The sequence below is a fragment of the Pseudomonas sp. SMV7 genome, from assembly GCF_052041995.1.
Classification (GTDB): Bacteria; Pseudomonadota; Gammaproteobacteria; order Pseudomonadales; family Pseudomonadaceae; genus Aquipseudomonas.
The window spans coordinates 65,890-90,297 of record NZ_JBKGGT010000015.1 but is presented as its reverse complement, the minus strand read 5'-3'; the positions used below and the strand labels follow the sequence as shown (position 1 = coordinate 90,297).

21 protein-coding genes, 2 tRNA genes and 2 pseudogenes are annotated in these 24,408 nt (G+C 61.5%); 12 read left to right on the top strand and 13 right to left on the bottom strand.

The features are described from left to right. Nucleotide 1 precedes the first annotated feature (1 nt). Both queC and ACLEJP_RS18395 read left to right on the top strand, forming a co-directional pair. Complete coding sequence (queC, locus tag ACLEJP_RS18400) at nucleotides 2-676, top strand: 7-cyano-7-deazaguanine synthase QueC (protein ID WP_440808612.1); 675 nt, start codon at nucleotides 2-4, stop codon at nucleotides 674-676. Nucleotides 677-737: 61 nt separating this feature from the next. Then, nucleotides 738-813 (top strand) — tRNA-Lys (locus ACLEJP_RS18395). A 140-nt stretch (nucleotides 814-953) separates the two neighbouring features. Here ACLEJP_RS18395 and ACLEJP_RS18390 read toward each other — a convergent pair. From ACLEJP_RS18390 to ACLEJP_RS18370, 5 genes and pseudogenes are all read right to left on the bottom strand, one after another. Beyond that, complete coding sequence (locus ACLEJP_RS18390) at nucleotides 954-1,658, bottom strand: CatB-related O-acetyltransferase (RefSeq protein ID WP_440808609.1); 705 nt, start codon at nucleotides 1,656-1,658, stop codon at nucleotides 954-956. 77 nt (nucleotides 1,659-1,735) lie between these two features. Beyond that, nucleotides 1,736-2,695, bottom strand: coding sequence for a cation diffusion facilitator family transporter (locus ACLEJP_RS18385; protein WP_440808606.1), 960 nt, complete (start codon nucleotides 2,693-2,695; stop codon nucleotides 1,736-1,738). A 154-nt stretch (nucleotides 2,696-2,849) separates the two neighbouring features. Continuing rightward, on the bottom strand, nucleotides 2,850-3,605 hold the full coding sequence (locus ACLEJP_RS18380; protein ID WP_440808668.1) for a methyl-accepting chemotaxis protein: 756 nt from the start codon (nucleotides 3,603-3,605) through the stop codon (nucleotides 2,850-2,852). A 102-nt stretch (nucleotides 3,606-3,707) separates the two neighbouring features. After that, a pseudogene (locus tag ACLEJP_RS18375) lies at nucleotides 3,708-4,694 on the bottom strand (PDC sensor domain-containing protein); the annotation flags it as partial. A gap of 285 nt (nucleotides 4,695-4,979) precedes the next feature. Next, nucleotides 4,980-6,332: an APC family permease gene (locus ACLEJP_RS18370; RefSeq protein WP_440808603.1), complete on the bottom strand. Its 1,353-nt coding sequence runs from the start codon at nucleotides 6,330-6,332 to the stop codon at nucleotides 4,980-4,982. 442 nt (nucleotides 6,333-6,774) lie between these two features. On the opposite strand from ACLEJP_RS18370, the gene ACLEJP_RS18365 reads away from it, so the two are divergent. Next, a complete protein-coding gene (locus tag ACLEJP_RS18365; RefSeq protein ID WP_440808601.1) occupies nucleotides 6,775-8,283 on the top strand; it encodes a YdgA family protein in 1,509 nt (502 codons plus the stop codon). A gap of 214 nt (nucleotides 8,284-8,497) precedes the next feature. Next, nucleotides 8,498-9,556 carry a quinolinate synthase NadA gene (gene nadA / locus ACLEJP_RS18360; RefSeq protein ID WP_440808599.1) on the top strand — a complete coding sequence of 353 codons (1,059 nt, stop codon included), beginning with the start codon at nucleotides 8,498-8,500 and terminating at the stop codon, nucleotides 9,554-9,556. A 108-nt stretch (nucleotides 9,557-9,664) separates the two neighbouring features. Here nadA and ACLEJP_RS18355 read toward each other — a convergent pair whose 3' ends face one another. Further along, nucleotides 9,665-11,101, bottom strand: coding sequence for a M48 family metalloprotease (locus ACLEJP_RS18355; RefSeq protein WP_289131103.1), 1,437 nt, complete (start codon nucleotides 11,099-11,101; stop codon nucleotides 9,665-9,667). A 122-nt stretch (nucleotides 11,102-11,223) separates the two neighbouring features. On the opposite strand from ACLEJP_RS18355, the gene ACLEJP_RS18350 reads away from it, so the two are divergent. Beyond that, nucleotides 11,224-11,463, top strand: coding sequence for a sulfurtransferase TusA family protein (locus tag ACLEJP_RS18350; RefSeq protein ID WP_225778857.1), 240 nt, complete (start codon nucleotides 11,224-11,226; stop codon nucleotides 11,461-11,463). A gap of 19 nt (nucleotides 11,464-11,482) precedes the next feature. Then, complete coding sequence (locus ACLEJP_RS18345; protein ID WP_289131102.1) at nucleotides 11,483-12,553, top strand: AI-2E family transporter; 1,071 nt, start codon at nucleotides 11,483-11,485, stop codon at nucleotides 12,551-12,553. A gap of 117 nt (nucleotides 12,554-12,670) precedes the next feature. On the opposite strand, the gene ACLEJP_RS18340 is transcribed toward ACLEJP_RS18345, so the two are convergent. Both ACLEJP_RS18340 and ACLEJP_RS18335 read right to left on the bottom strand, forming a co-directional pair. Further along, nucleotides 12,671-13,144: a peroxiredoxin gene (locus ACLEJP_RS18340; protein ID WP_225778855.1), complete on the bottom strand. Its 474-nt coding sequence runs from the start codon at nucleotides 13,142-13,144 to the stop codon at nucleotides 12,671-12,673. Between the two features lie 9 nt (nucleotides 13,145-13,153). Continuing rightward, complete coding sequence (locus ACLEJP_RS18335) at nucleotides 13,154-13,714, bottom strand: glycine cleavage system protein R (protein ID WP_013973793.1); 561 nt, start codon at nucleotides 13,712-13,714, stop codon at nucleotides 13,154-13,156. A gap of 259 nt (nucleotides 13,715-13,973) precedes the next feature. Here ACLEJP_RS18335 and dapA point away from each other — a divergent pair, with 259 nt between their 5' ends. From dapA to ACLEJP_RS18305, 6 genes are all read left to right on the top strand, one after another. Further along, complete coding sequence (gene dapA, locus ACLEJP_RS18330) at nucleotides 13,974-14,861, top strand: 4-hydroxy-tetrahydrodipicolinate synthase (RefSeq protein WP_440808594.1); 888 nt, start codon at nucleotides 13,974-13,976, stop codon at nucleotides 14,859-14,861. Nucleotides 14,862-14,876: 15 nt separating this feature from the next. After that, on the top strand, nucleotides 14,877-15,998 hold the full coding sequence (gene bamC / locus ACLEJP_RS18325) for an outer membrane protein assembly factor BamC (protein WP_440808592.1): 1,122 nt from the start codon (nucleotides 14,877-14,879) through the stop codon (nucleotides 15,996-15,998). Then, nucleotides 15,999-16,757, top strand: a complete 759-nt coding sequence (locus tag ACLEJP_RS18320) for an MBL fold metallo-hydrolase (protein ID WP_440808590.1) — start codon at nucleotides 15,999-16,001, stop codon at nucleotides 16,755-16,757. A gap of 30 nt (nucleotides 16,758-16,787) precedes the next feature. Next, complete coding sequence (gene purC / locus ACLEJP_RS18315) at nucleotides 16,788-17,498, top strand: phosphoribosylaminoimidazolesuccinocarboxamide synthase (RefSeq protein ID WP_004375217.1); 711 nt, start codon at nucleotides 16,788-16,790, stop codon at nucleotides 17,496-17,498. Between the two features lie 91 nt (nucleotides 17,499-17,589). Then, nucleotides 17,590-17,679, top strand: a tRNA-Ser gene (locus ACLEJP_RS18310). 280 nt (nucleotides 17,680-17,959) lie between these two features. After that, nucleotides 17,960-18,820 (top strand): hypothetical protein, encoded by an 861-nt coding sequence (locus ACLEJP_RS18305; RefSeq protein WP_440808588.1) that lies wholly within the window; start codon nucleotides 17,960-17,962, stop codon nucleotides 18,818-18,820. Between the two features lie 99 nt (nucleotides 18,821-18,919). On the opposite strand, the gene ACLEJP_RS18300 is transcribed toward ACLEJP_RS18305, so the two are convergent. The 5 genes and pseudogenes from ACLEJP_RS18300 to ACLEJP_RS18280 all read right to left on the bottom strand — a co-directional run bounded on the left by ACLEJP_RS18300 (nucleotide 18,920) and on the right by ACLEJP_RS18280 (nucleotide 24,408). Further along, entirely contained in the window at nucleotides 18,920-20,413 is a 1,494-nt protein-coding gene (locus ACLEJP_RS18300) for a HEPN domain-containing protein (RefSeq protein WP_440808586.1), read from the bottom strand. A gap of 262 nt (nucleotides 20,414-20,675) precedes the next feature. Then, nucleotides 20,676-20,948 carry a recombinase family protein gene (locus ACLEJP_RS18295; protein WP_440808583.1) on the bottom strand — a complete coding sequence of 91 codons (273 nt, stop codon included), beginning with the start codon at nucleotides 20,946-20,948 and terminating at the stop codon, nucleotides 20,676-20,678. Between the two features lie 126 nt (nucleotides 20,949-21,074). Further along, nucleotides 21,075-21,347, bottom strand: coding sequence for a DUF3077 domain-containing protein (locus tag ACLEJP_RS18290; protein WP_440808580.1), 273 nt, complete (start codon nucleotides 21,345-21,347; stop codon nucleotides 21,075-21,077). 135 nt (nucleotides 21,348-21,482) lie between these two features. Continuing rightward, nucleotides 21,483-21,745: pseudogene (locus ACLEJP_RS18285) on the bottom strand (hypothetical protein). 554 nt (nucleotides 21,746-22,299) lie between these two features. Next, nucleotides 22,300-24,408, bottom strand: a complete 2,109-nt coding sequence (locus ACLEJP_RS18280) for a TonB-dependent receptor (protein WP_440808578.1) — start codon at nucleotides 24,406-24,408, stop codon at nucleotides 22,300-22,302.

Here is a 24,408-nt window from a genome sequence, read left to right as displayed (position 1 = left end):
CATGACCGACAAACGCGCAGTAATCCTGTTGTCCGGTGGCCTGGATTCGGCCACCGTGGTCGCCATGGCCAAGGCCGAAGGCTACAGCTGCTACACCATGAGTTTCGACTATGGTCAGCGTCACCGCGCCGAGCTCAACGCCGCTGCCCGGGTCGCCCGCGACCTGGGTGTGGTCGAGCACAAGGTGATTGGCCTGAACCTCGATGGTATTGGCGGTTCGGCATTGACCGATAGCAGCATCGACGTACCAGAAGCCCCGAGTGAAGGCATCCCGGTCACCTACGTGCCGGCGCGCAACACCGTGTTCCTGTCCCTGGCCCTGGGCTGGGCAGAAGTGCTGGAAGCCCGTGACATCTTCATTGGTGTCAATGCCGTAGATTATTCCGGCTACCCGGATTGCCGCCCCGAATTCGTCGAAGCCTTCGAGCGCATGGCCAACCTGGCGACCAAGGCCGGTGTCGAAGGGCAGGGCTTCCGCATCCAGGCACCGCTGCAGGACATGAGCAAGGCGCAGATCGTGCAGGCTGGTATCGCGCGCGGTGTGGATTACAGCCTGACTGTTTCCTGCTACCAGGCCGACGATGACGGCCGTGCCTGCGGCAAATGTGACAGCTGCCGCCTGCGTGCCGACGGCTTCAAGGCAGCCGGTGTGGCAGACCCGACGCGATATTTTTAAAAAAAGTTGTGGTGGGGTGTTGATTTCCCGTTAGAAATCAGTATTATACGCGCCATCCAACGGGTCGTTAGCTCAGTTGGTAGAGCAGTTGGCTTTTAACCAATTGGTCGTAGGTTCGAATCCTACACGACCCACCATATGCAGTACGTCAAAGCCCGCTACCGGCAACGGTGGCGGGCTTTTTCGTTTCCATTGGCTGGATTCGGTCAGTCGCTTGCCGCGCCCGCCTGCAGGAGCGGCCTGGTGTCGCGATAGGGCTGCTACGCAGCCCGCCGACCTACAGTTGGGTCGCGCCGCGTTTATTCAGCCTCAGTGTCTTGTAGCTGGCAGCCGCTTTCGGCCCGAGGGCTTCGAGGGCCTCCAGAAACTGCGAAGGGTGGTCGAGCGGCAGTGATTTGAGCGTGTCGAGTTCCAGCTCCCACCATTTGCTCGCCAGCAGCCGTTCGATCAGGTCATCGGGGTGGCGAAAGCGGATGATCCTGGCCGGATTGCCGCCCACGATCGCATAAGGTGGCACGTCTCGTGTAACCAGCGCCCGCGTGGCGATGATCGCGCCTGTACCCACCGTCACGCCTTCAAGCACGGTGGCGTCAGCCCCTATCCATACGTCATGGCCAATGTTGGCGTAGGAAACCTGCGGATCGTAGCGAAGCCGATTGTTTTCGTACTGGAACGGGTGGGTGCTCACCCAGGCCGAGGGGTGCGTGTTCTTTTCCTGGCCGAGGGTGCAGCCAGACCCGATGGAGCAGAACCGCCCGATCGAGGCTACCTTCGACAGCGTGCAGTCACTGCGTATGTAGGTGTGGGCGCCGATGCTCAGGTTGCTCGCCTCGATACGAATATGCCCGAGCTGGACCGGGGCCTCGATGTGGGCTTGCGCGCCCTTGCTGAAGGTGTCGGTGCCGCCTGCAAGCTTTCCGCCTGATGCCCTGACCAACCTCTTGTAGCGATTTTCCTTGATGATTTTCAGGGGGTTAAGCATGCGTCCGGCTCCGCCAAGTTTTGCGCGATCATAGCAAATGGCCCAGGATCATGATCGGCCTTTGGCAGCACTGCGTTTCACTCGGCCCACTCCGGGTCGCCGGTAAACACCACCGTCAGCCAGCGGTCCGGCCCTTCGCCGCCCACCGCATCCCCGATCTCGTTGCGCCACGCATCCCATTCATCGATGCTTTTCGCCGCCATGCTCTTCGGCACGATGAAGTACAGCTCGATTTCCCGCGAGCGCCCGACCTTGGCCACATAGGCGCGGTACGACTGCAGCCCGTGGCGGGCGACGAAGGCCTTGGCCACTTCATCCACATGCAGCTTGAGGTCGCCCGGTGTCACCAGGAAGATTTCCGAAAGCGCCTGGCGCACCACCGCCATCGGCAGCGGCACGATCACCAGGCACACCAGCGCCAGCACCGCCGGGTCGATGTACGGCGACACCCACTCCCATTGCGTGCCTTGCACGGCGTAGCCAAAGCAGAAGGCGATCAGCAGGGCGGCGGTGATGCTGGCCGACATCACCCAGCCTTTGACGTCCATGCGCACGAAATCCGAGCCCAGCTTGCGGTTGGCGCGGGCCTCGACCACGGCGATGGTCACGCAGGCGATGACGGTCAGCAGCGCGTAGACCATGGCGATGCCGAACTCCAGGTGGCGCCCGCCTTGCAGCAGGCTGCTGACGGCGTTGATCAGTGCATAGATGGCCACGCTGCTCAGGAGGATGCCATTAAGCGCCAGCACCATCGGCTCAAGGTGCCAGAACCCCATGGTGAAGCGCTCGCGCAGCTTGCGCGACATCTGCACGCTGGTGGTATGCGCGGTGATCAGCCTGACCACCACCAGTGACAGCCCGCTCATGCTGGCGTCGACCAGCGAGTAGACGCCATCGAAGACGATGGAGAACGAGCCAGAAGCCAGGCCGAAGGCGATGCCGATAAGGGCGATGAACAGGGTCACGGCGATCGAGGTACGTAGCAGGCCCTGTTCGCTGGTGAGGTCGAAGAAGGTGGAGCGGGTTGCGGTTTGCATAAGATGTGCTCGGTAAAAAACATTGATTCTGTATCGCCTGTCAGGGCCTCTTCGCGGGCTCGCCCGCTCCCACAGGTCCGGTGCCGCCTTCGGTGTCGGTACAAAACCTGTGGGAGCGGGCAAGCCCGCGAAAAGGCGCAGTGGCCCTGACAGGTTAGACGCGGAACTGCTCCATCAGCGCCTGCTGCTGGTTGGCCAGCCGGTTCAGGGCCTGGCTGATCCGCGCCGATTCGTCGGCCTGGCCGGCCAGCGATTCGGTCACGTCGCGAATGCCCGCCACGTTGCGGTTCACTTCCTCGGCCACTGCGCTCTGCTCTTCGGCCGCCGAGGCAATCTGCAGGTTCATGTCGCTGATCACCGCCACCGCTTCGCCGATGCGCTGCAGGGCTGGCAGTGCCTGCTCCATTCCCAGGGCGCTGGCCTGGGCCTGGCGTTGGCCTTGGTGCATGGCGTCCACCACATCCTGGGTGCCTTGCTGCAAACCTTCGATGACCTGGCGAATTTCTTCCACCGATGTCTGCGTGCGCTGGGCCAGGCCGCGCACTTCATCGGCGACCACGGCAAAGCCACGCCCGGCTTCGCCGGCGCGGGCGGCCTCGATGGCGGCATTGAGGGCCAGCAGGTTGGTCTGTTCGGCGATGCTGCGGATCACTTCCAGTACCGAGCCGATCTGCCCGCTGCGATCCTCCAGCGCGCGCGCCTCGCCCATGGCGGTGTCCATGCCGGCGGCCAGGCGGTCGATGCCCTGACGCGTGCTGTCGATCAATTGCAGGCCTTCGCGGCTGGCCTGGTCGGCGGCGCGTGCGGCCTGCGCCGCCTGCGCGGCGTTATGGGCGACATCCAGGGCGGTGGCGCTCATTTCGTTGGCGGCGGTGGCCACCTGTTCGATCTCGCGGTGCTGTTGCTGCATGCCGTTGCTGGTCTGGCTGGCAATGGCCGCCGACTGGTCGGCGGTGTCGCGGGCCTGCTGCAGTGAACCCTTGACCTGGGCAATCACCGGTTGCAGCTTGTCGAGGAAGCGGTTGAACCAGCCGCTGAGCTGGCCCAGTTCGTCCTGGCGGGCGTAGTCCAGGCGCCGGGTGAGGTCGCCTTCGCCGCTGGCGATGTCTTTCAGGCGCGCGGCCACCGCCAGGATCGGCCGGGAAACGCCGCGTGCGGTCAACCCTATCAGCAGCAAGCCGGCGACCGCAGCGCCCAGGCCGACCAGCAGGCTGATGAGGTTGGCGCTCTGGTTATGCTGGTCCAGGCGCTGGTTGAGGGCGGCGGCGGGAGCCTGCAGCACGCTTTCCGGTACTTCCAGCAACACCTGCCAGTTGGCGGTGCCGGGGATCGGTGTGAAGGGGTGCGCCACGCGCAACAGGCCGTCGGCTACCGCCTTGTCCATGGGCTTGCCGAGTGTGCTGGCGTCACGGCTGTTGCCGGCCAGCAGGCCGCTGGCGCTGGCGATACTGACCTGGCCCTGGCCGTCGAACAGCTCCCGGCGGCCATCCAGGCTCAGTTGCTGCAGGTTGCTCAGGCCGATGTCCAGGCCGACCACGCCGACCACCTTGCCGTGCTCCAGCAGCGGCAGAGCAATGCTGGTCATCAGCACCTGGCGGCCATTCACGTCGTCGAGGTAGGGCTCCAGCACGCAGGCGCTGGCAGTCTCCTGCGGGCAGGTCAGCCAGCGGTTCTTCGCCACGCCATTGCTGCCGATACCGGCGTCGCCGAGCATCGATTCCGGCATGGCTTCGAGCTCAAGGGTGCCGGGGCTGGGCTGCGACCAGTACAGCGAGAAGCGCCCGCTGTCATTGCTGCCCGTCGCCTCCTGGCCGACATACTGGCTGTCCTGGCCGAGGGCGTCGGGCTGGAACACCAGGTACAGGCCGATCACAGCCGGGTTGTCGGCCAGGCTGGCACGGGCCTGGCGCGTCAGTTCGCTACGCAGGTCGCTGCCGCCGCGGGCCTTGAGTACCTGCACCAGGCGGGCGAAGCCATTGGCGTACTGATAGGCGTCCATGAAATAGCGCTGGGTACGCAGCGCCTGGGTTTCGGCAAGGGCTTGCAGGCGCTGGCGCGCGCTGTTGTCGAGCATTTCGGTGTTGGCCAGGTTGACCAGTTCCGCGCTGCGCCGGGCCTGGGCCAGCGAGGTTGTCACCAGCAGGGCGACGATGGCCAGCAGGCACAAGCCGGCAAGCAGGGTGATTTTCCACTGGATGGAGAGGCGACGCAGCGGCATCAGGGCTTTCCTTTTCGATCAAATGCAACGCCCGCGAACAGGCGCGGGCGTTGGCGGCAGCGTGGGTCATTCAGCAATGTAGTTGGGCGGCGAGTCCCTGAAGGCTTTGGTCAGCCAGGCCAGGTACAGCACGCCGAGCACGGCCCAGACCCCGCCGAACAGCAACGAGTTGGCATTCAGGTCCAGCCACAGCGAGACGATGATGCAGAAGCCGATGGTCGGTGCGACCAGGTACGTCAGCTGGTTGGCCAGGCCCTGGCGCTTGCCTTCGCGCAGGTAGCAGTGGTTGATCACCGACAGGTTGACGAAGCTGAATGCGACCAGGGCGCCGAAGTTGATGATCGACGTGGCGGTGACCAGGTCGAAGAAGATCGCCGACAGCGAAATCAGCCCGACCACGGCAATGTTCAGCACCGGCGTCTTGTAACGCGAGTGCAGGCGGGCGAACAGGCTGGCCGGGATCACGTTGTCACGGCCCATCACGTACAGCAGGCGCGACACGCTGGTCTGCGAGGCCAGTCCCGAGGCGATGGTATTGATCACCGTGCAGGCGATAAAAATCGACTGGAACAGCTTGCCACCGACATACAGGGCGATTTCCGGCAGTGCCGCTTCGTGGTCGTGGAAGCGTGCCATGGTCGGGAAGTAGGCCTGGATGAAGTACGACACGGTGATGAACACCGCGCCACCGATCAGGGCGGTGAGGAAGATTGCCCGCGGGATGGTCTTGCTTGGGTCGCGGGTTTCTTCGGACAGGCAAGTGACCGCATCGAAGCCGAGGAACGAGAAGCACAGGATGGTCGCACCGGCCGCCAGGGCGCTGAGCTGGGTCTGGTCGTCGGCGAACGGCAGCAGGCTCCACGCGGTACCCAGCCCTTCACCCGCGTCCAGGCCGCGCACGCACAGGTAGATGAACACCGCGATGATCGCCACCTGCACCGCCACGAACAGCAGGTTGAAGTGCGCCACCAGGTTCACGCTGCGCATGTTGATCAGGCTGATCAGGGTGACGAAACCGGCCACCCACATCCACTCCGGTACTTCCGGGAACATGGCCGAAAGGTACAGCTTCGCCAGCAGTGCGTTGACCATCGGCAACAGCAGGTAGTCGAGCAACGACGACCAGCCGACCAGAAAGCCCACGTGTGGGTTGATCGCGCGTTGGGTGTAGGTGTAGGCCGAACCTGATTGCGGGAAACGTCTGACCAGGGTGCCGTAGCTGATGGCAGTGAACAGGATCCCCGCCAGCGCCAGGATGTAGGCGCTGGGTACGTGGCCGGCGGTAATCCCGGAGACGATGCCAAAGGTGTCGAACACGGTCATTGGCGTCAGGTAGGCCAGGCCGATGATGATCACGTGCCAGAGGCGCAGGGTTTTGCGCAGTTGCGGGTTGCCGGAAGCGCTGAAGTCAGGCTGCATGCTGGCATGGCTCCTGCGACTGGGCGTAAACGGCGGGCACGGGGTATTGCGCATGCGGCAAGGGCGAGCGGGTGGGCTCCATGTTGTTCACCTTTTTTGTCGGAGCGGCGGGAGGCGCGGGGAAACGCGCAAAGTGGTGAAAATAAAAAACGATGCGTAGGTTGGTGTCAAGTTAAACATGACAAGATGTTACGTAACTGAAATATCTATCGATCAAACCTGGGTTTTGTTCGGTTTGTGCGCGTTTTTTTGCGGTTTTGATCAATCTGCGTGTTCGTAAAAATTTACAATCAACAGCCTGCCTTGCAGGGCCTGTCAGGCGTTTCCCAAAAACCGGATTTATCGCGTTGGGCCAGCGCCAGGCGCGGGCTGCGGTGGTACTCTTGCCGTCCAGCGGCACTGGGCCGCCTACGAACCCCTTACGGACAAATCGGTTCCATTCATGAAGAAATCAGTTGGCATCCTTTCCGGCCTGGCTATCGCCATCGCCGTCGCAATTCCCGTTGGCGCCTGGTACACCGGCAAGCAGCTGCCCGCAGAGCTGGACAACGCCCTGCTGCGCAGCAACACCGAACTCAAGAAGGCCCTGGCAAGCACCGGTGGCAGCATGAGTATCGAGCGGGTGTCGCTGGAGCAACGTTTCTTCAGCAGTACCGCCCAGTACCGGCTCAAGGCCCGGGATATCCGCCTGGGCGATGGCGAAGTGGTGAGCTTCGACGTGGGCGTGACCGACCAGATCGAGCACGGCCCGTTCCCCTGGTCGCGGGTCAAGGCGCTGCAGCTGATGCCGGTGCTGGCGGTCAGCAGCAGCACGCTGCAGAAAGACGACACCACCGCGCCGTGGTTTGCGGCAGCGGGCGAGCAGGCTCCGGTCACTGCACAGACCAGCCTGGGTTACGACGGCAATGTCACCAGCCTGGTCCAGTTTGCCCCGGTCAAGCTTGATGAAGCGGACGGCAGCCGCCTCGACTTCTCTGGCATGCAGCTGCGGGTCAGTGGTGACCAGCAAGGCAAGGCCTCGACCTTCAGCGGCCAGGCCGACCGTTTGCTGATGAAGCTGGTAAGCGATGACCAGCCGCCAGCCACCGTCGAACTCACGGGCCTGAAGATCGATGGCCAGTTGTCGGCTACCGGGCACGAGGCCATCTATGTCGGCAACGTCGACCTGGCGCTGGCCGAAACCAAGGTCACCCTGGGGCCCAAGCAGCAGGTGCTGCTGGTCAAGGGCCTGCAGCAGAATATCCGGCAAACCCTGGAAGGGGCGGACACTGTCGGTGGCCGCGTGGAATACAAGGTAGAGGATATCCGCTGGGATGACCGGGCGGTGGGCAAGGCGCAGATGGCGGTAAGCGTCTCTTCGCTCAATGCGCCGGCGCTGCAGGCGCTGTCGGCGTGGTACCAGTCGCACCTGCCGGAGTTCGAGGCGGCTGCGGCTGCCGGCGAGCCGATGCCGGAAATCCAGATGGACGAGGCAGAAAAAGCCCGGTTCCAGGCCGACCTGCAGAAGCTGCTGGCCGCCAAGCCGCGGGTGGCGGTGGAAAACCTGTCGTTCAAGACTGCCAATGGCGAAAGCCGCTTCGACCTGTCGATGGGCTTTGCCGCCCCGGCGAGCTTCGACCTGCCACCCGATCAGCTCGGCAAGCAACTGATCACCGAGGTGAAGAGCAAGCTGTCGCTGTCCAAGCCGATGATCGGTGACCTGGCGACCTTGCAGGCGCTGCTCGATGGCCAGACCGACGCCCAGGCCATCGCCTTGCAATCGAGCCAGGCCGGGGAAATGGTCGGCATGATGGCGCTGCAGAGCGGCATGGCCACGGTGCAGGGCACCGATGTGGTGAGCAGCCTGCACTATGCCGACGGCATGGTCGACTTCAACGGCCAGAAGATGACCGTGGAAGAGTTCGCCATGCTCATGGCCTCGCACCTGGGCGCGCTGTCGCCGCAGGGTTGATCGCTTCTCCTGTGCCGGCCTGGTCGCCGGCACAGGCAACACAAAAACCGCTTTAGAAATCGCCGGATTATCTGTAGCCTTCGGCCTCCGATAATAATCCGCGCCCGCAGAGGGCCGTGGCGGCCTGCGTGCCGTCCGGCACCCTTAGCCGATCTGTCAGGGCCGGGTGATACACTCGATTTGACGCGCGCACGCGCCTGCAGGTCCAGCGATCATGACCCAGATTTCCGAACGCCTGTTGGTTCAGGCCCACCTCGACGCCAAGCAGCCCAACCCGCTGACAGCCGAGCAGGAGGCCGAATACCGTGCGGCCATCGCTGCCGAGCTCAAGGCGCAGAACGCCGTGCTGGTCGCCCATTACTACTGCGACCCGGTCATCCAGGCGCTGGCCGAAGAAACCGGCGGCTGCGTGTCCGACTCGCTGGAAATGGCCCGCTTCGGCAAGAACCACCCGGCGCAAACCGTAGTGGTTGCCGGTGTGCGTTTCATGGGCGAGACCGCCAAGATCCTCACCCCGGAAAAGCGCGTGCTGATGCCGACCCTGGAGGCTACCTGCTCGCTCGACCTGGGCTGCCCGGTGGAAGAGTTCTCGGCCTTCTGCGACCAGCACCCCGAGCGCACCGTGGTGGTCTACGCCAACACCTCTGCGGCGGTGAAAGCCCGTGCCGACTGGGTGGTGACTTCAAGCTGCGCGCTGGAAATCGTCGAAAGCCTGATGGACAACGGCGAAACCATCATCTGGGGCCCCGACCAGCATCTGGGCCGCTATATCCAGAAGCAAACCGGTGCCGACATGCTGCTGTGGGACGGTGCCTGCATCGTTCACGAAGAGTTCAAGTCGCGCCAGCTGGCCGACATGAAAGCGCTGTATCCGGATGCAGCGATCCTGGTGCACCCGGAGTCGCCCGAGGCGGTGATCGAACTGGCCGACGCGGTCGGCTCCACCAGCCAGCTGATCAAGGCTGCCCAGACCCTGCCGAACAAGACCTTCATCGTCGCCACCGACCGCGGCATCTTCTACAAGATGCAGCAGCTGTGCCCGGACAAGGCGTTCGTCGAGGCCCCGACTGCCGGTAACGGCGCGGCCTGCCGCAGCTGTGCGCACTGCCCGTGGATGGCGATGAATACCCTGGAGCGGGTGCTGGATTGCCTGCGCAAGGGCACCAACGAGATCTTCGTCGACCCGGCGCTGGTGCCGAAGGCGATCAAGCCGCTGAACCGCATGCTGGACTTTACCCAGGCGGCACGCCTGAAGTTGTCCGGTAACGCCTGACGCCAGACCGCGTCGCTTTCTTCGCGGGCAGGCCCGCTCCCACAGGTACCGCAGCGCTTGTAAGGGCGGTGCAGGAGCTGTGGGGGCGGGCCTGCCCGCGAATGGCCCTCAGCGCCCCATCATCTCCCGCACCATGCGCTGCTGCTCCATGATCTCGCGCTGACGCTGGTCAATCTGCGCTGCCAGCGGGAAGTTGCCGCCAGCCCGACGCTTGGCGTAATCCAGCTGCTGGATCGCCTGGTCGAAATCCCCCACCAGCGTGAAGTATTCAGCCCGCGCGCGGTGCAAGCCGATGGTATTGCCCGACAAGCCACGCACTTCCGCCATGTCGTACCACACGTCCGGGTCATCCGGGCGGCTCTTCACCAGTTCGTCCAACACCTTTTCGGCCTCGGCTGGCTTGTTCTGCTTCACCAGCAAATCGGCACGTACCTGCTTCAGCGGGTAGTTGCCCGGGTACAGCCCCTGCATGCGCTCGGCCCGCTGCTGGGCATCGGCCAGGCGGTTGTTGGTGATGTCCAGGTCGATTTGCGCCAGGTTGTAGGTGATGTCGTTGGGCGCCTTGGCCAGCAGTGGCTTGAGTAGCTCACGCGCTTCGTTGAGCTGGCCGCCCTTGATCTGCGCCAGGGCCAGGCCGTAGCGCGCGGCGTCCAGCTTCGGGTCTTCGTCGAGCTGGGCGCGGAAACGCTTGGCCGCCAGCCCCGGGGTGCCTTCGTAGGTCAGTGCCACCCGGGCACGGATCAGCTGGTAGCGCATGCTGTCCTCGACACCGCCCTTGGGTGCCTGCTCGGCACGGTTGCGGGTGTCGGCGATACGCGACTCGGTCACCGGGTGGGTCAGCAGGAATTCCGGTGGCTTGGCGTCATAGCGGTACTGCCGCGCCAGGCGCTCGAACATGGTCGGCATGTTGCGCGGGTCGTAACCGGCCTTTTCCAGGTTCTGGATGCCGATGCGGTCGGCTTCTTGTTCGTTCTGCCGCGAGAAGCGGCGCTGTTCCTGGATCGCCGCCGCCTGGGTGCCGGCGATCACGCCGATACCGGCATCGCCACCGCCGCCCGCCGCCAGCACGATACCGGCCAGCAGCGCCGCCATCATCGGCAGCTGCATGCGCTGCTGGGCCTCGACGCCGCGGGCGAAGTGGCGTTGCGACAAGTGCGCCAGTTCGTGGGCCAGTACCGAGGCGTACTCGCCTTCGGTCTGGGCGTTGAGGAACAGCCCGCCGTTGACCCCGACAATGCCGCCCGGGGCAGCGAAGGCGTTCAGTTCACGGCTGTCGATGAGGATGAATTCCAGGCGCCGGTCCTGTAGCTGGCTGGTCTCGGCCAACCGGTACACGCTGGTTTCGACATAATCCTTGAGCTGCGGATCGTTCAGCTGGTTGACCTGGCCACGCAGCAGGCTCAGCCAGGCACGGCCAAGCTGGTGCTCCTGTTGTGGCGAAACGATCGCGGAACTGGCGTCGCCCAGTGATGGCAGGTCGTCAGCATGGCCGGGGAGGGCCATCAGGCAGGCCAGCGTCAGCAGGGTAGGGCGCAGTAGATTCATGCATGAAACTCGCGTCGGTCAAAGATACCTACTGTAGCGGGCTCACACGTTGGCGACCAGTGGCGCTATCCTAGCCGACCTGATCGAGAAGCAGCCTGGCGATGCCTTTGGAGAGCCCCGCAATGAGTGACACCCTGACCTGTGACGCCGAGCTGGACGCCAGCGGGCTGAATTGCCCGTTGCCGCTGCTGAAGGCCAAGATGGAGCTCAACCGCCTGGCCAGCGGCGCGGTGCTCAAGGTAATCGCCACCGACGCCGGTTCACAGCGCGACTTCCGCACTTTCGCCCGCCTGGCCGGTCATACCCTGCTGCAGGAGACGGCCGAGGCTGGCACCTACACTTACTGGCTACGCAAGGCCTGAGTCTTTCCAAGGATCGTCAATGTTCAAAGTGCTTCGCGACTGGATGCAGCGCTACTTCTCGGATGAGGAAGCGGTGGTGCTGGCGGTCTTGCTGTTCCTGGCTTTCACTGCAGTACTGACCTTGGGCGGCATGCTCGCGCCGGTGCTGGCGGGCATGGTGCTGGCGTTCCTCATGCAGGGGCTGGTCAATGCCCTGGAGCGCCTGCGGGTACCGAGCCGGTTGGCGGTGATGCTGGTGTTCGCCCTGTTCATCGGTGCGCTGGCGGTGTTCATGCTGGTGCTGGTGCCGCTGCTGTGGCACCAGTTGATCACCCTGTTCAACGAGCTGCCGGGCATGCTCGGCAAGTGGCAGTCGCTGCTGTTGCTATTGCCCGAGCGTTACCCGCACCTGGTATCGGACGAGCAGGTGCTGCACGCCATCGAGTCGGTGCGCGGGGAGATCGGCAAGTTCGGCCAATGGGCACTGACCTTCTCGCTGTCCAGCCTGCCGTTGCTGGTCAACGCCATGATCTACCTGGTGCTGGTGCCGATCCTGGTGTTTTTCTTCCTTAAGGACCGCGAACTGATCGGCCGCTGGGTCAGCGGCTACCTGCCGCGCCAGCGCACCCTGCTGAACCGCGTGGGCAGCGAGATGAACCGGCAGATTGCCAACTATATCCGCGGCAAGGGCATCGAAATCCTGATCTGCGGCATTGCCACTTATATCGCCTTCATCAGCCTCGGGCTCAACTACGCCGCGTTGCTGGCCCTGCTGGTGGGGCTGTCGGTGGTGGTGCCGTACGTGGGGGCGGTGGTGGTCACCGTGCCGGTCACCCTGATTGCCTTGTTCCAGTGGGGTTGGGGTGACCAGTTCATCTACCTGATGACGGTGTACGCGATCATCCAGGCGCTGGACGGCAACGTGCTGGTGCCGCTGCTGTTCTCCGAGGCGGTGAGCCTGCACCCGGTGGCGATCATTTGCGCGGTATTGCTGTTTGGCGGGCTGTGGGGGTTCTGGGGGATCTTCTTCGCGATCCCGCTGGCGACCTTGATCAAGGCCGTGCTGGATGCCTGGCCGCGGCAGGAGCCGAGTGTTTCGCCGATGCTTTGATGTAATTGGGGCCGCTTTGCGGCCCTTCGCGGGCACGCCCGCTCCCACAGGTTCCGGCTCGATTTCTGTGGGAGCGGGCGTGCCCGCAAAGGGCTGCAAAAGCAGCCCACAGCAATCTCAAGCCTTGTTCAAGGCCTGGGCAGCAGCCAACACGGCATCCACATGCCCCGGCACCTTCACCCCACGCCATTCCTGGCGCAGCACACCGTCCTTGTCGATCAGGAAGGTGCTGCGGTCGACGCCCAGGTATTCCTTGCCATACAGCTTCTTCAGCTTGATCACGTCGAACAGCTGGCACAGCGCCTCGTCCTTGTCGCTGATCAGCTCGAACGGGAAGCCTTGCTTGGCCTTGAAGTTCTCATGCGACTTGATGCCGTCGCGCGACACACCGAACACCACGGTGTTGGCCGCGGCAAAGGCGTCATGCTGGTCACGGAAACCCTGGCCTTCGGTGGTGCAGCCCGGCGTGCTGTCCTTCGGGTAGAAGTACACCACCACCTGGCGGCCCTTGAGTTCGCCCAGGCTCACGGTTTGCCCGCTGGTAGCCTGGGCCTGGAAATCGGCGACCGGTTGGTCGAGTGCTACGGCCATGGTGGCTCCTTACATGGGGTTCTGTGGGCGCCAGGGCTCGATCAGCGCATCCAGGTTCAGCGCGTCGGCGAAGTCGAGGAACTGGTCACGCAGCCAGCTGATCTGGGTGCCGGCCGGCAGGATCACGGTGAACTGGGCATTGAGCATGCTGCTGCCGGTTTGTGGCGCCAGGTAGGTATCGCAGGTCATGGCTTCCAGCTCGACGCGGTGGTCGAGGAAGAACTGGCACAGCTCGTTGATGATGTCCGGGCGGTAGGCGGCGCTGACGTAGGCCACATAGGGCAGGGCCTGCGGGCGCACTTCCTGGTCGGCGCTGCGCACCACGTCGAGGGTCAGGCCGTGCTTCTTGCCCAGGCCCGGCAGCATGGCTTCGAGGCGTGCCAGGGCATCCCAGCTGCCACCCACCTGCAGTACCAGGGCGCTGGTCTCGCCATGGCGGCTCAGGCGCGAGGTGACCACCGCGCAGCGGTTCTCGAACGCAGCGCGGCTGAGGACGTTGGCCAGTTCCATGGGGTTCGGGCCCAGGGCACTGATGACAAGGAATTGTTCGCGGACGGTGGGGGTGGACATGCAGCATTCCTAAAGCGATGAGCGGTCGGCACAGGACGGGCGAAAGCCTCCTGTCGGCAGGCCCCTGGGCTCGCATGCGAGGTCGTGGACGCTGGCGGGGAGCAAGGTCGACGGCCCGGCGGGCCGCGCTGCACCGATCAAAGCATCAAGGGTAGCGAAATAAGGCGCCGAGGGGAATGCTCCGCCCGCCTGCTTCGCTTGTGCAAGGCCGATGCCCCCAGTACCATTACCGCTCTCTTTTTCCGGCAGGAGCAGTTACATGATTGCGGGCAGTATGGTGGCGTTGGTCACTCCCATGGATGCACAAGGGCGTCTTGACTGGGACAGCCTCGACAAACTTGTAGACTTCCACCTGGAAAACGGCACCCACGCGATCGTCGCTGTCGGCACCACCGGCGAGTCGGCCACGCTGGATGTCGAAGAACACATCCTGGTCATCAAGCACGTGGTCGAGCGTGTCAAGCGCAGCAGCCGCCGCGTCCCGGTCATTGCCGGCACCGGTGCCAACTCCACTGCCGAAGCCGTGCACCTGACGCAGAACGCCAAGAGCGCTGGTGCCGACGCCTGCCTGCTGGTCGTGCCGTACTACAACAAGCCGACCCAGGAAGGCCTGTACCAGCACTTCAAGCACATTGCCGAAGCCGTCGACATCCCGCAGATCCTCTACAACGTACCCGGCCGCACCTCCTGCGACATGCAGGCCGAGACCGTGGTCCGCCTGTCGAAGGTCAAGAACATCATCGGCATCAAGGAAGCCACCGGCGACCTGGCCCGCGCCAAGGCCATCCTCGATGGCGTCGACCGCGATTTCATCGTCCTGTCCGGTGACGACCCGACCGCCGTCGAGCTGATCCTGATGGGCGGCAAGGGCAACATTTCCGTTACCGCCAACGTCGCCCCGCGCGAAATGGCCGACCTGTGCGAGGCCGCCCTTGCGGGCAATGCCGAGAAGGCCCGCGCAATCAACGAAAAACTCATGCCGCTGCACAAAGACCTGTTCTGCGAGTCCAACCCGATCCCGGTGAAATGGGCACTCGTCGAAATGGGCCTGATGCACAAGGGCATTCGCCTGCCACTGACCTGGCTGAGCGAAGGCTGCCACGAAAAAGTCCGTACTGCCTTGCGCCAGTCCGGCGTACTGGTTTAAGAGGAAGTACACCGCATGAAGCGACTGGCTGGTCTTTCCGCCCTTGCCCTGATCATCTCCAGCACCAGTGGGTGTGGCTGGCTGTGGGGCGAGGATGGCTATTTCCGCGACCGCGGCAGCGATTACCTGCAGGCGCACCCGACCGCGCCGATGCAGCTGCCGCCGGACGCCAGCAACGTCAAGCGCCTTGACCCGCTGCTGCCGATTCCGCGTAACGTTGCCGACGACAACGCCACTGGCGAGTTCGAAGTGCCGCGCCCGCAACCGTTGACCGGTGGCGCCGCCCAGGTCACCGACTACAGCCTGCAGCGCAGCGGCAGCAGCCGTTGGGTGCTGGCCCAGCACTCGCCGGCCGAGGTGTGGCCGGTGGCGCGTCAGTTCTTCGAGGACAACGGCTTCCGCATCGCCGAAGAGCGTCCGCAGACCGGTGAGTTCAACACCACCTGGCAGCGTTTCGATGAACTCTCGGCCTCCCTCGGCCAGCGCCTGGCCAGCACGGCCAGCAGCAGTGACAGCGAAGTGCGCGTGCGCGTTCGCATGGAGCCTGGCGTGCAGCGCAACACCTCCGAGGTGTACGTGGTCAGCGTCGAGCGCCCGGCTGGCAGCACGGCCGAGCCTGCATTCCCGTCTACCTCCAGCAATACCGGGGCCGATGCCCTGCTGGTCGACGAAATGCTCGCCAGCATGAACCGCAGTGCCGAGAAGGGCGGTTCGGTATCGCTGCTGGCCGCGCGCGACTTCGACGCCCCCAGCCGCGTCAGCCTGAGCGAAGACGGCAGTGGCAACCCGGTGCTGTACCTGGGTGCCGACCTGGACCGCGCCTGGTCCAGCGTGGGCCGTGCCCTGGAGCAGGGCGGCGAATGGCGCGTCGAGGACATCAACCGCAGCCTGGGCCTGTACTACATCAACCTGTCGGAAAAGCCGGAAGACAAGCAGAACGAGCCTGGTTTCTTCGGCCGCATGTTTGGCAGCGAACCGACCAAGGAAGAGCGTGAAGCCCGTGCCGAGCGTTATCAGGTACGCCTGAGCAAGGTCGGTGAGAGCGTGCAGGTCACGGTCGAGAAGAACATCAACACCGTGGCCCCGGCCGATGTTGCCCGCCGCGTACTCAGCGCCATCCAGGATCACCTGGGCTAAGTGCGCTTCGCGGTACTCGGAAGCGGCAGCCAGGGAAACGGCACGCTGATCGCCAGTGGTGACACCTTCATCCTGGTCGATTGCGGCTTTTCCCTGCGCGAGACCGAGCGGCGCCTGGCGCTGCTCGGCGTGTCGCCGGCCCAGCTCAGTGCGGTATTGGTTACCCACGAACATGCCGACCACGTGCATGGGGTCGGCTTGCTGTCGCGGCGCTACAATGTACCGGTCTACCTCAGCCAAGGGACCTTGCGCGGCATGCGCAAACCGGTGGAGGTGGCCGGTTTTCTCGCTTGCGGCGAAAGCCTGCCGATCGGCAGCCTGGAAGTGACTGCGGCGCGGGTCGAGCACGATGCCTACGAGCCGCTGCAGTACGTGATCAGCGATGGCCAGCGGCGCTTCGGCATGCTGACCGACCTGGGCTCGTACGACACGCGGCTGCTGGAGCGCTACCAAGGGCTGGATGCTCTGTTGATCGAGGCCAACCACTGTAGCGACCTGCTGGCGCGCGGGCACTACCCGGCCTTCCTGAAGCGGCGGGTGGGTGGCATGCAAGGGCATTTGAACAATCACCAGGCCGCGCGCCTGGTGCACGAGTTGGGCTGGAGCAACCTGCAACACCTGGTGCTGGCCCACCTCAGCAGCAAGAACAACCTGCCACATCTGGCGCGCCAGTGCTTTGTCGACACCCTTGGGTGCGACCCGGACTGGCTCCAGGTGGCGAATCAGGAACACGGGCTCGACTGGCGTGAAATCGCCTAGCCCAACACCTCAAGCAAGCGGAGCCCAATCATGGAAAAACGCGACGAACTCTACCGCGGCAAGGCCAAATCGGTTTACAAGACCGACGACGCCGACCGCTTGATCCTGCTGTTCCGCAACGACACGTCGGCATTCGACGGCAAGCGCATCGAACAGCTCGACCGCAAAGGCATGGTGAACAACAAGTTCAACGCCTTCATCATGCAGAAACTGGAAGAAGCCGGCGTGCCGACCCAGTTCGACAAGCTGCTGGGCGACAACGAGTGCCTGGTGAAGAAGCTGGACATGATCCCGGTCGAGTGCGTGGTGCGCAACTACGCCGCCGGCAGCCTGGTCAAGCGCCTGGGCGTGGAGGAGGGCATCAAGCTGGAGCCGTCCACCTTCGAACTGTTCCTGAAGAACGATGAGAAGGGCGACCCCTTCATCAACGAATCCCACGTTGTCGCGTTCGGCTGGGGCACCGCCGAGCAACTGGCAGAAATGAAAAAGCTGTCGCTCAAGGTCAACGAAGTGCTGAGCAAGCTGTTCGATGACGCCGGCCTGCTGCTGGTCGACTTCAAGCTGGAGTTCGGTGTATTCCACGGCCAGATCGTGCTGGGCGACGAGTTCAGCCCGGACGGCTGCCGCCTGTGGGACAAGGAAACCCGCAAGAAGATGGACAAGGACCGCTTCCGCCAGGGCCTGGGCGACGTGATCGAAGCCTACGAAGAAGTTGCCAAGCGCCTGGGCGTGCCGCTGTAAGCGCTACGTTCACGCAAGCGCCTGATACCACGCGATTTTTTTGAAAAAAAGATTTGCCTTTCGAAAGAACGCTGGTATGATGCGCGGCATTGGAGAGATGCCGGAGTGGTCGAACGGGACGGATTCGAAATCCGTTGTACTGGCAACAGTACCTAGGGTTCAAATCCCTATCTCTCCGCCATACAAGATGAAGCCCCGCAGATTAACGTCTGCGGGGCTTTTTCGTTCTTGGATTGTACGTAGCATTTGTACGTAACCATCCTCAGCTTGTGCCACTGCCTTAGATGCTAAATACCCCATACGCGTACAGGTGGTGCTTGGATGATCACACCGCAGTCTTCGACTAGCCTCTCACGGTGGGTAGTCGACCTTCGCTCGTAACACTGCCACCGTCTGTGAACGGGTGATGGCTAGTGATAACTTGGCGGAAACCAAATAACGTCATAGGGCGAGGGGCATTGATGTCGCTTGAATTCGTTGAGTACCTAGGATTAATCCCGTCTGCGGTGTGGTCGGGTATTGTCGCCGCTTCGAGCGCCCTTGCAGGGGTGTTGATCTCGAACCACAGCAGTGATAAACGCCTCGAAATGCAACTTAAGCACGACGCTAGCGAAAAAGCTAAAGACAAGATTAGCAATTTACGTAAGGAAGTTTACCTAAAGGCGATCGAAGACATATCTTCTACATACATCCACATGAGCACAATCGCGAGTCGAGATCTGACCAAAACAGATGTGAATGCTGAGCTGCACACGATTACTGCTTCTATGGAAAAGCTGAAGATTGTTGCTGAGCCTGAAACGGCCAAAGTAGCAGAAGACTTAAGTCAGGCCTATGGCATCCTAATCTTGAGCATATTGCCAAAAATGGTGCCATTGCAGGATGCACAGTCTGACATTCAAATCAATGACGACCTTTACAATAAGTCATTTGCAGATGCCTCTAGAATATTGCAGCAAATGCATAGCTTCACTGAAGAAGCTCGTCAAGACATAGTGGTTTTCCAAGCACTGCAACGATCTTATGAGTGGTTTAGCAATCAGTCACAAGAGTACGCTGATGCTCGGGCGGCAGCACATGATCAACGCAATGAGCGGCTGCTTGAATTCAACAGAGACTTACTACCGAGAATGAAAGAGCTTTCTAAGATTCAGCTCAAACTAACCGCGTGCATCCGTAATGAACTGAGCTTATTCTGCGACGTTGCAGACATGGAGCGGAGACTCGAACGCAGTTGGGCAGTTATGGAGGCTGAATACAGCGATGCAATGAAAGGATTGCAGGCAGAGTTGGGTGACTCTAAAAGCCATCAGGGCAAATAGCCGTTACTTTGAGAGGCTTATAAGGACTTCGCTCTAGCGTAACAGCAGGTGTAGCCCCGCACGTTGAACTGTGCGGGACATATCAGCGCCGCACTGGATCTAACTAATACCCTGAGCCCCTTTCGCTGCCGCTTCCGCTAATCTGAATTTGGCTAAATCGCTGTTATAGCTTCTCATGAAGGTGGCGAGTGGGTGTGAGTAACCTCTGCATCTATCTGACCAGTCGGCTGCGTTCCAACCGCATTCTATGAGGTCGGATGCGACGAATACAAACTCAAGAGCATCGGTGAAGAAGGTAATAAGATCGCTATAATTCTCCCACCCGAATTTGTTGGTGCCGTGTACAAAATAATTTCTCGCGAGAACCGCAACTATTAGCACGGCGTCCAGATCCTCTAAGTTTTCGCCCAGTGCGTCACGAACTATCCGAGAGCGACTTAGTACTTTTAGTCTAAGATTTTTACCGCCCCAGAAAGCCAGCGTATTCATTATCTGCTCACGCTCTGGGCCTGAGTCTAGCTCTTTCATGATCGCCTTGCACTTCAGCCTAGCTTCTTTGGCGGAAGGTGATAACTCTCCTGTCTCAGGGTACGTGGAGTCTGGAAGGATGTCGAAGGCGTTTGCGGCAGCCACCAGCCTGTTTTCGTCGTAGTGGCGCCCAACGTTTTGCGAGTTAAGAATCCGTAGCCTAGAGGGCAACCATTCTTTATGTCTCTGCATCCAGCAGTTAAAGATTTGGTAGAACTGATGACTATCAATCTGTGGTGTTACCGGCATGTCTCGAATGTTGCTGGCGCCATTCTTTCCTGTAGTTGGGGCTAAGCTCCAGTATATATCGACTTTCTCATGTGCTCCTGAACTGGCCTCCAGTTTTGGATCAAAGATTTCGGCAGTAACTTTCGTGATGCTTTGTTGGCGCCCAGCAACAACGCTCAAAAACAACAACAAGGCCACAAGCTCGTCAATAACCCCACTTAATGTTTTGATGCTTCCAAACTTAAATGTCGCTGTCGATTCCGGGGTGCACTGAATCCCCTCGTGGTCGCTGATCTTGGTTCCGAATCCCTGGAATGTGGAAAACTTACCCTCTGAGATGTCTACATCAATATCATCTTTACTCCCTGAGAAATAGAAGATGAGCGGATTATGATTTACGGTCACTACCCTTGCATCAAAGGTTTTGTCTAGTAGGTTTTGCAAATCTTCTGGTGCGGGATGAGCTGAACCAAATGTCCCTCTATTAGCAAATATTAGTCCTAAGTCATCCGTACAGAATGAGACCGATCCAAATAGTGGTTCATGCTCTTCAATATGTCGTGAGCCGATGGCCGCGTAGTGAGGAAAACAAGTTCGTTTGTAAATAAATTTTGGATGCATCCCTTCGGGGAAGGATGGATCGCCGATGCAGTCGAAGAGGCTTATCTTTTGATAGTCTACAGTCTCGCCAAACAGGGCGTGTGGTTCGGGGGTGTAAGGTATCTGATGCCGACTATGGAGCATCAAAGATGAGTCCTCACCACTTAGAATGAGCTCGCCAAGATATTGCTTCTGTTCTAAAGTAAAACAGCAAAATATTTTTTCCGGCCCTGACATCCTACAACTCCTAAATTTGAGACTCCTTGAGCCACCCATAACGATTCGAGGCGGATCAACGAGCTAGCTTTCTAACGGCGTGAGGGTGCAACTTAGCACCATCTGTGGATCCGGATAAATATGTTGGAGGTAATCGGTCACATATGACCAAATGTGGGTCGAGGTTTAATCCGGCGGGGCCGTAGGAGGGCGGTTTTAGACTATCTTTCTCGAATATCAGGGGGGCGGACCTATCGCCCCCTAACGCTGCTGGAATCGCTTCCTACAAGCTGACAGGGGTACTGGCGGTCTTAGTCAGTTCCAAGCCCAGACGCTGCATCACACGCATTACTGCTGTTGGCGACCATTGGCCACCTCGGGCAGTGGGAATGTTGCGTTCGATCAGGCAATTAGCCACGGCCTGAAGGCTGCCCGCACCCTTGAGTACACACAGTTCAATGGCGTCCTTTACCAGTGCTGCACGGTCGTCTGCCTGCTGATTGCTCAAGTCCAGCTCAAGGATTGGCATGTCCTCGGGGGTGAATTCTTCGTTCATCATTGTTTACCTCGTACAGCATCAGGAATTCCTTCGCTCGTTTGATGACTCTGTGTTGATCCGTCAGGCATTGAATGCGGTAGAGGCCCCCTGGATGTTCACGTCTCCAGGGGCCTTCCTGGTTTCTTACTTTTTCATCATCCCCAACTCTGCATCATCGAGCAGCGCTTTCGCCATCGCACTGAGGTAATGCGATGCCCAGATCAGTTTCTGGTCGCCGTCCATCAGGCCGGTAATGATCAGGTCGCGGACGTAGCCCATCAGTTCGGAGGCCTGCTCGCGGGCGTCCTGGCAGGGGATGCCGGGGGCGATGCGGAACAGCGGGTGGGTGTTGTTTTCGCCTTGGTAGAAGCAGGTCTTGCCGACTGTGGTGGGTTGTTTCGTGTCGTCGGTGGGCATTGTTTTTCACCCTTAGTCTTGAGTGTCTGGGCCGGCCTCTTCGCGGGCGCGCCCGCTCCCACAGGTACGGCGCAGTACTTGAGTGCAATGATTACCCCTGTGGGAGCGGGCGTGCCCGCGAAGAGGCCAGGCCTGCTAGTGCAAGGTGCGTGGCTCAGCCGGTAAATGGGCCTGCATTTGCAATTGCATCAACGCCGACTCGACCAGGCCCTGTACGCCTCCATTTCATGGATCACGGCCTGCATCACGATCGAACTTGGGGCTGTGGGTTTGAGTTGCACGGACTGGCGAGCGACGACCAGCGCGCAGAGTACGTACTCTGAGGATTGGATCAGGGTGTCCTGTAGCGCCCGGGTGGAATCGAGGGAGTGGGGTGGATCGGGGACTATCTTGCGCATGAAAGCTCCTTGGGTAAATGGAGCCGCCTGGCAACGCTGTCAAACGAATGGAGGCAGTTATACATGGGTTGACAGACCGGTACCCAAGGAACCCGGCGCACACGAATGTGCCCCATGCACAGCTGCCACAAAGCGCTGCAACGGAAACTTGAGTAATCGGCCTGTCAAAGCCGGTCGTTGATTTGGCAACGACAAGGCGAGACTAGGGCGCGACCCAATCCGTCGCAACAGTTTGAGTGGTTTGCCAGTATGTTTGGGAAATTGCCTACATGGAAGGGGATGATTCTGAGTTTGGGTTGTAGGACGGGGTCGCTGCGCGGCGCTTTCGCAGCACAAGGCTGCTGCCACAGGTACTGTCCAGTGCTTGAGGGCAGTGACAACCCTGTGGGAGCGGGCGTGCCCGCGAAGAGGCCAGACCTGCTAGTGCCAGGTACGCGGCTCAGCCGGTAAATGGGCCCGCATCATGATCGAACCCGGGGCAGTGGGTTTGAGCTGCACGGATTGACGGGCCACGAACAGAGCGCACTCTTGTTGTCTGAATCGTGGCCATGCCGTTACCAGTCCAAGGTGTATGCCACGCTGAATGTACGGCCCTCAGCGTTGGGGAACGGCGCTCTGCCGCTGGCTTGCGTCAGCAGCGTTTCGTAGCTGCGGTTGGTCAGGTTGTGGATGCTCCCCTCCAGGCGGCCCTTGGGAAGATTCAGGGTGCCGATCAGGTCGACCAAGGTGTAACCGTCGATTTCGCGGCCGTTGTTGTCCTTGGCGGCGGCATCGTAATCGGCAACCTGCATGCCTTGCAGGCGCACGCTGTAGTCATCGTTGGCATAGCCGACGAACAGCGTGGTCTTGGCGGGGGCGATGCGGGTTGCCGGCAGGTCGATCCATTTGCCGTTCTGTTCGGTTTCACCCTTGGCGTAGGCGTAGGTACCGCCCACCGACCAGCGCTCGGTCATGTACCAGGTCAGGCTGCTCTCGATGCCGCGCACACGCTCCTTCTGGTTGATCAGGCGCAGCACGCGGTCGTTGGCGTCGAAGAACTGGGTGACATCCGAGGTATTGTTGTACACCGTCACCTGCGCTTGCAGCGGGTTCCAGTTGCCGCGCCAGCCAAGTTCATAGCTGTCGACCTTGATCGCTTGCGCATTCAGGTTCTGGATGTTGTAGCTGCTGTTCACGTCGCGCAGGAAGCGCTGGATATCCGGCAGCGAGAAGCCCTGGCTGAAATTGGCGAACAGGTCCTGGTTCTCGGTGACGTGGTAGACCGCGCCGAGGTTGTACAGGGTGTCGTCGTACTTGAGGGTACCGCCTGGCAACGTGGCCCGGTTGCCGGTCTGGACGATCTCACCATAGGCGATGCTGTCTTCGACCTTGCTTTCGATCCATTCACGCCGCACCCCGCCACGGAAGGTCCAGTCGCCCACATCCCAGGCCATTTGCGCGAACAGCGCGCGGGTGGTGGTTTCCAGGTCCGGGCCCAGCTCGTAGGTGGTGCCGGTCTTCTGGTAGTTCAGGCCGTTGACGGTGTACTGATCACCGCGCTGGCGGGCGAATTCGTGGCTGTAGTCCGCACCCCACACCAGGCTGCCGGTGGCCGGCCCGATGTCTGGCAGTGGTGTATCGATGGCCGTGCGTACGCCGTAGACGGTGGTTTCGCTGTCGGTGGCCGAAACGCCGGCCCGCCCGCGTGAAATATCCGGGAAGAACAGGGCTTCGGATTTTCGCCAGTAGCTTTCGATGTTCAGGCCCTGGCCGAAGAAGTCCTGGTCCGTGTAGTTGAGGTTGGCGGCGCGGTTGTGCGTCGAGGGCTGGTCATCCAGTTCCAGGCCTTTCACCGCGACCGCTTCGCGGGTGTTGCGCGGGTCCTTGGTGTAGGCCGTGTCCTGCTCGTCCTTGTAGTCCTGCAGGCCGAGGGTCAGCTTCTTGTCGTCATCGAGCTCGAAGCCGAAGCGCCCCTGCAGGTCGTAGGTGTCGGTGTCCATGTTCGACCCTTGCGACGTGTCCTGGGGGATGCGCTTGCCGTCGGCATCGAACTGGTCGTTGCGCTGGGTGTACGCGCCGGACAGGTACCAGTCCACCGGGCCCTGGCGGCCTGTTGCGCTCTGGAAACCTTCGTACGCGAAGCCCTTGTGGCTGAAGTTGTCGCCTGTCGTCATCCCCAGCTTGCTGGTGAAGGCGAGGTCCTGGCCCTGGTTGCGCTTGGTGATGATGTTGATCATCCCGCCGGAGGCGCCGGCGCCATACACACTGCTGGCCCCGGAGATGACTTCGATGCGCTCGATGCTGTCGGGCGAGATGCTGTTGAGCTGGCGGAAGTTGTCACGGGTGGCGTTCTGCGACACCCCGTCGATCAATACCAGCATGTTGCGACCACGCAGGGTCTGGCCGTAGTTGCTCATGCCGCCGCTGGACGGGGCAAGGCCGGGGATGAGTTGTCCGAGGATGTCGGCAACCCGGCGGCCGGCACCCATCTGTTCGCGGATCTGAGGTGCGTCGATGACCTGCACCGAGCCCGGAATGGACGCGATCGTCGATTCGACACGGGTGGCGGAGGTCACCGTCGCTTGCAACTGCACGGCATCGTCGTGCGGTGTCTCTTCGGCCCAGGCCTGCGGGCCGAAGGCGGCAGTCAAGGAAATCAACAGCGAAAGTCGAGAGGGTTTCAT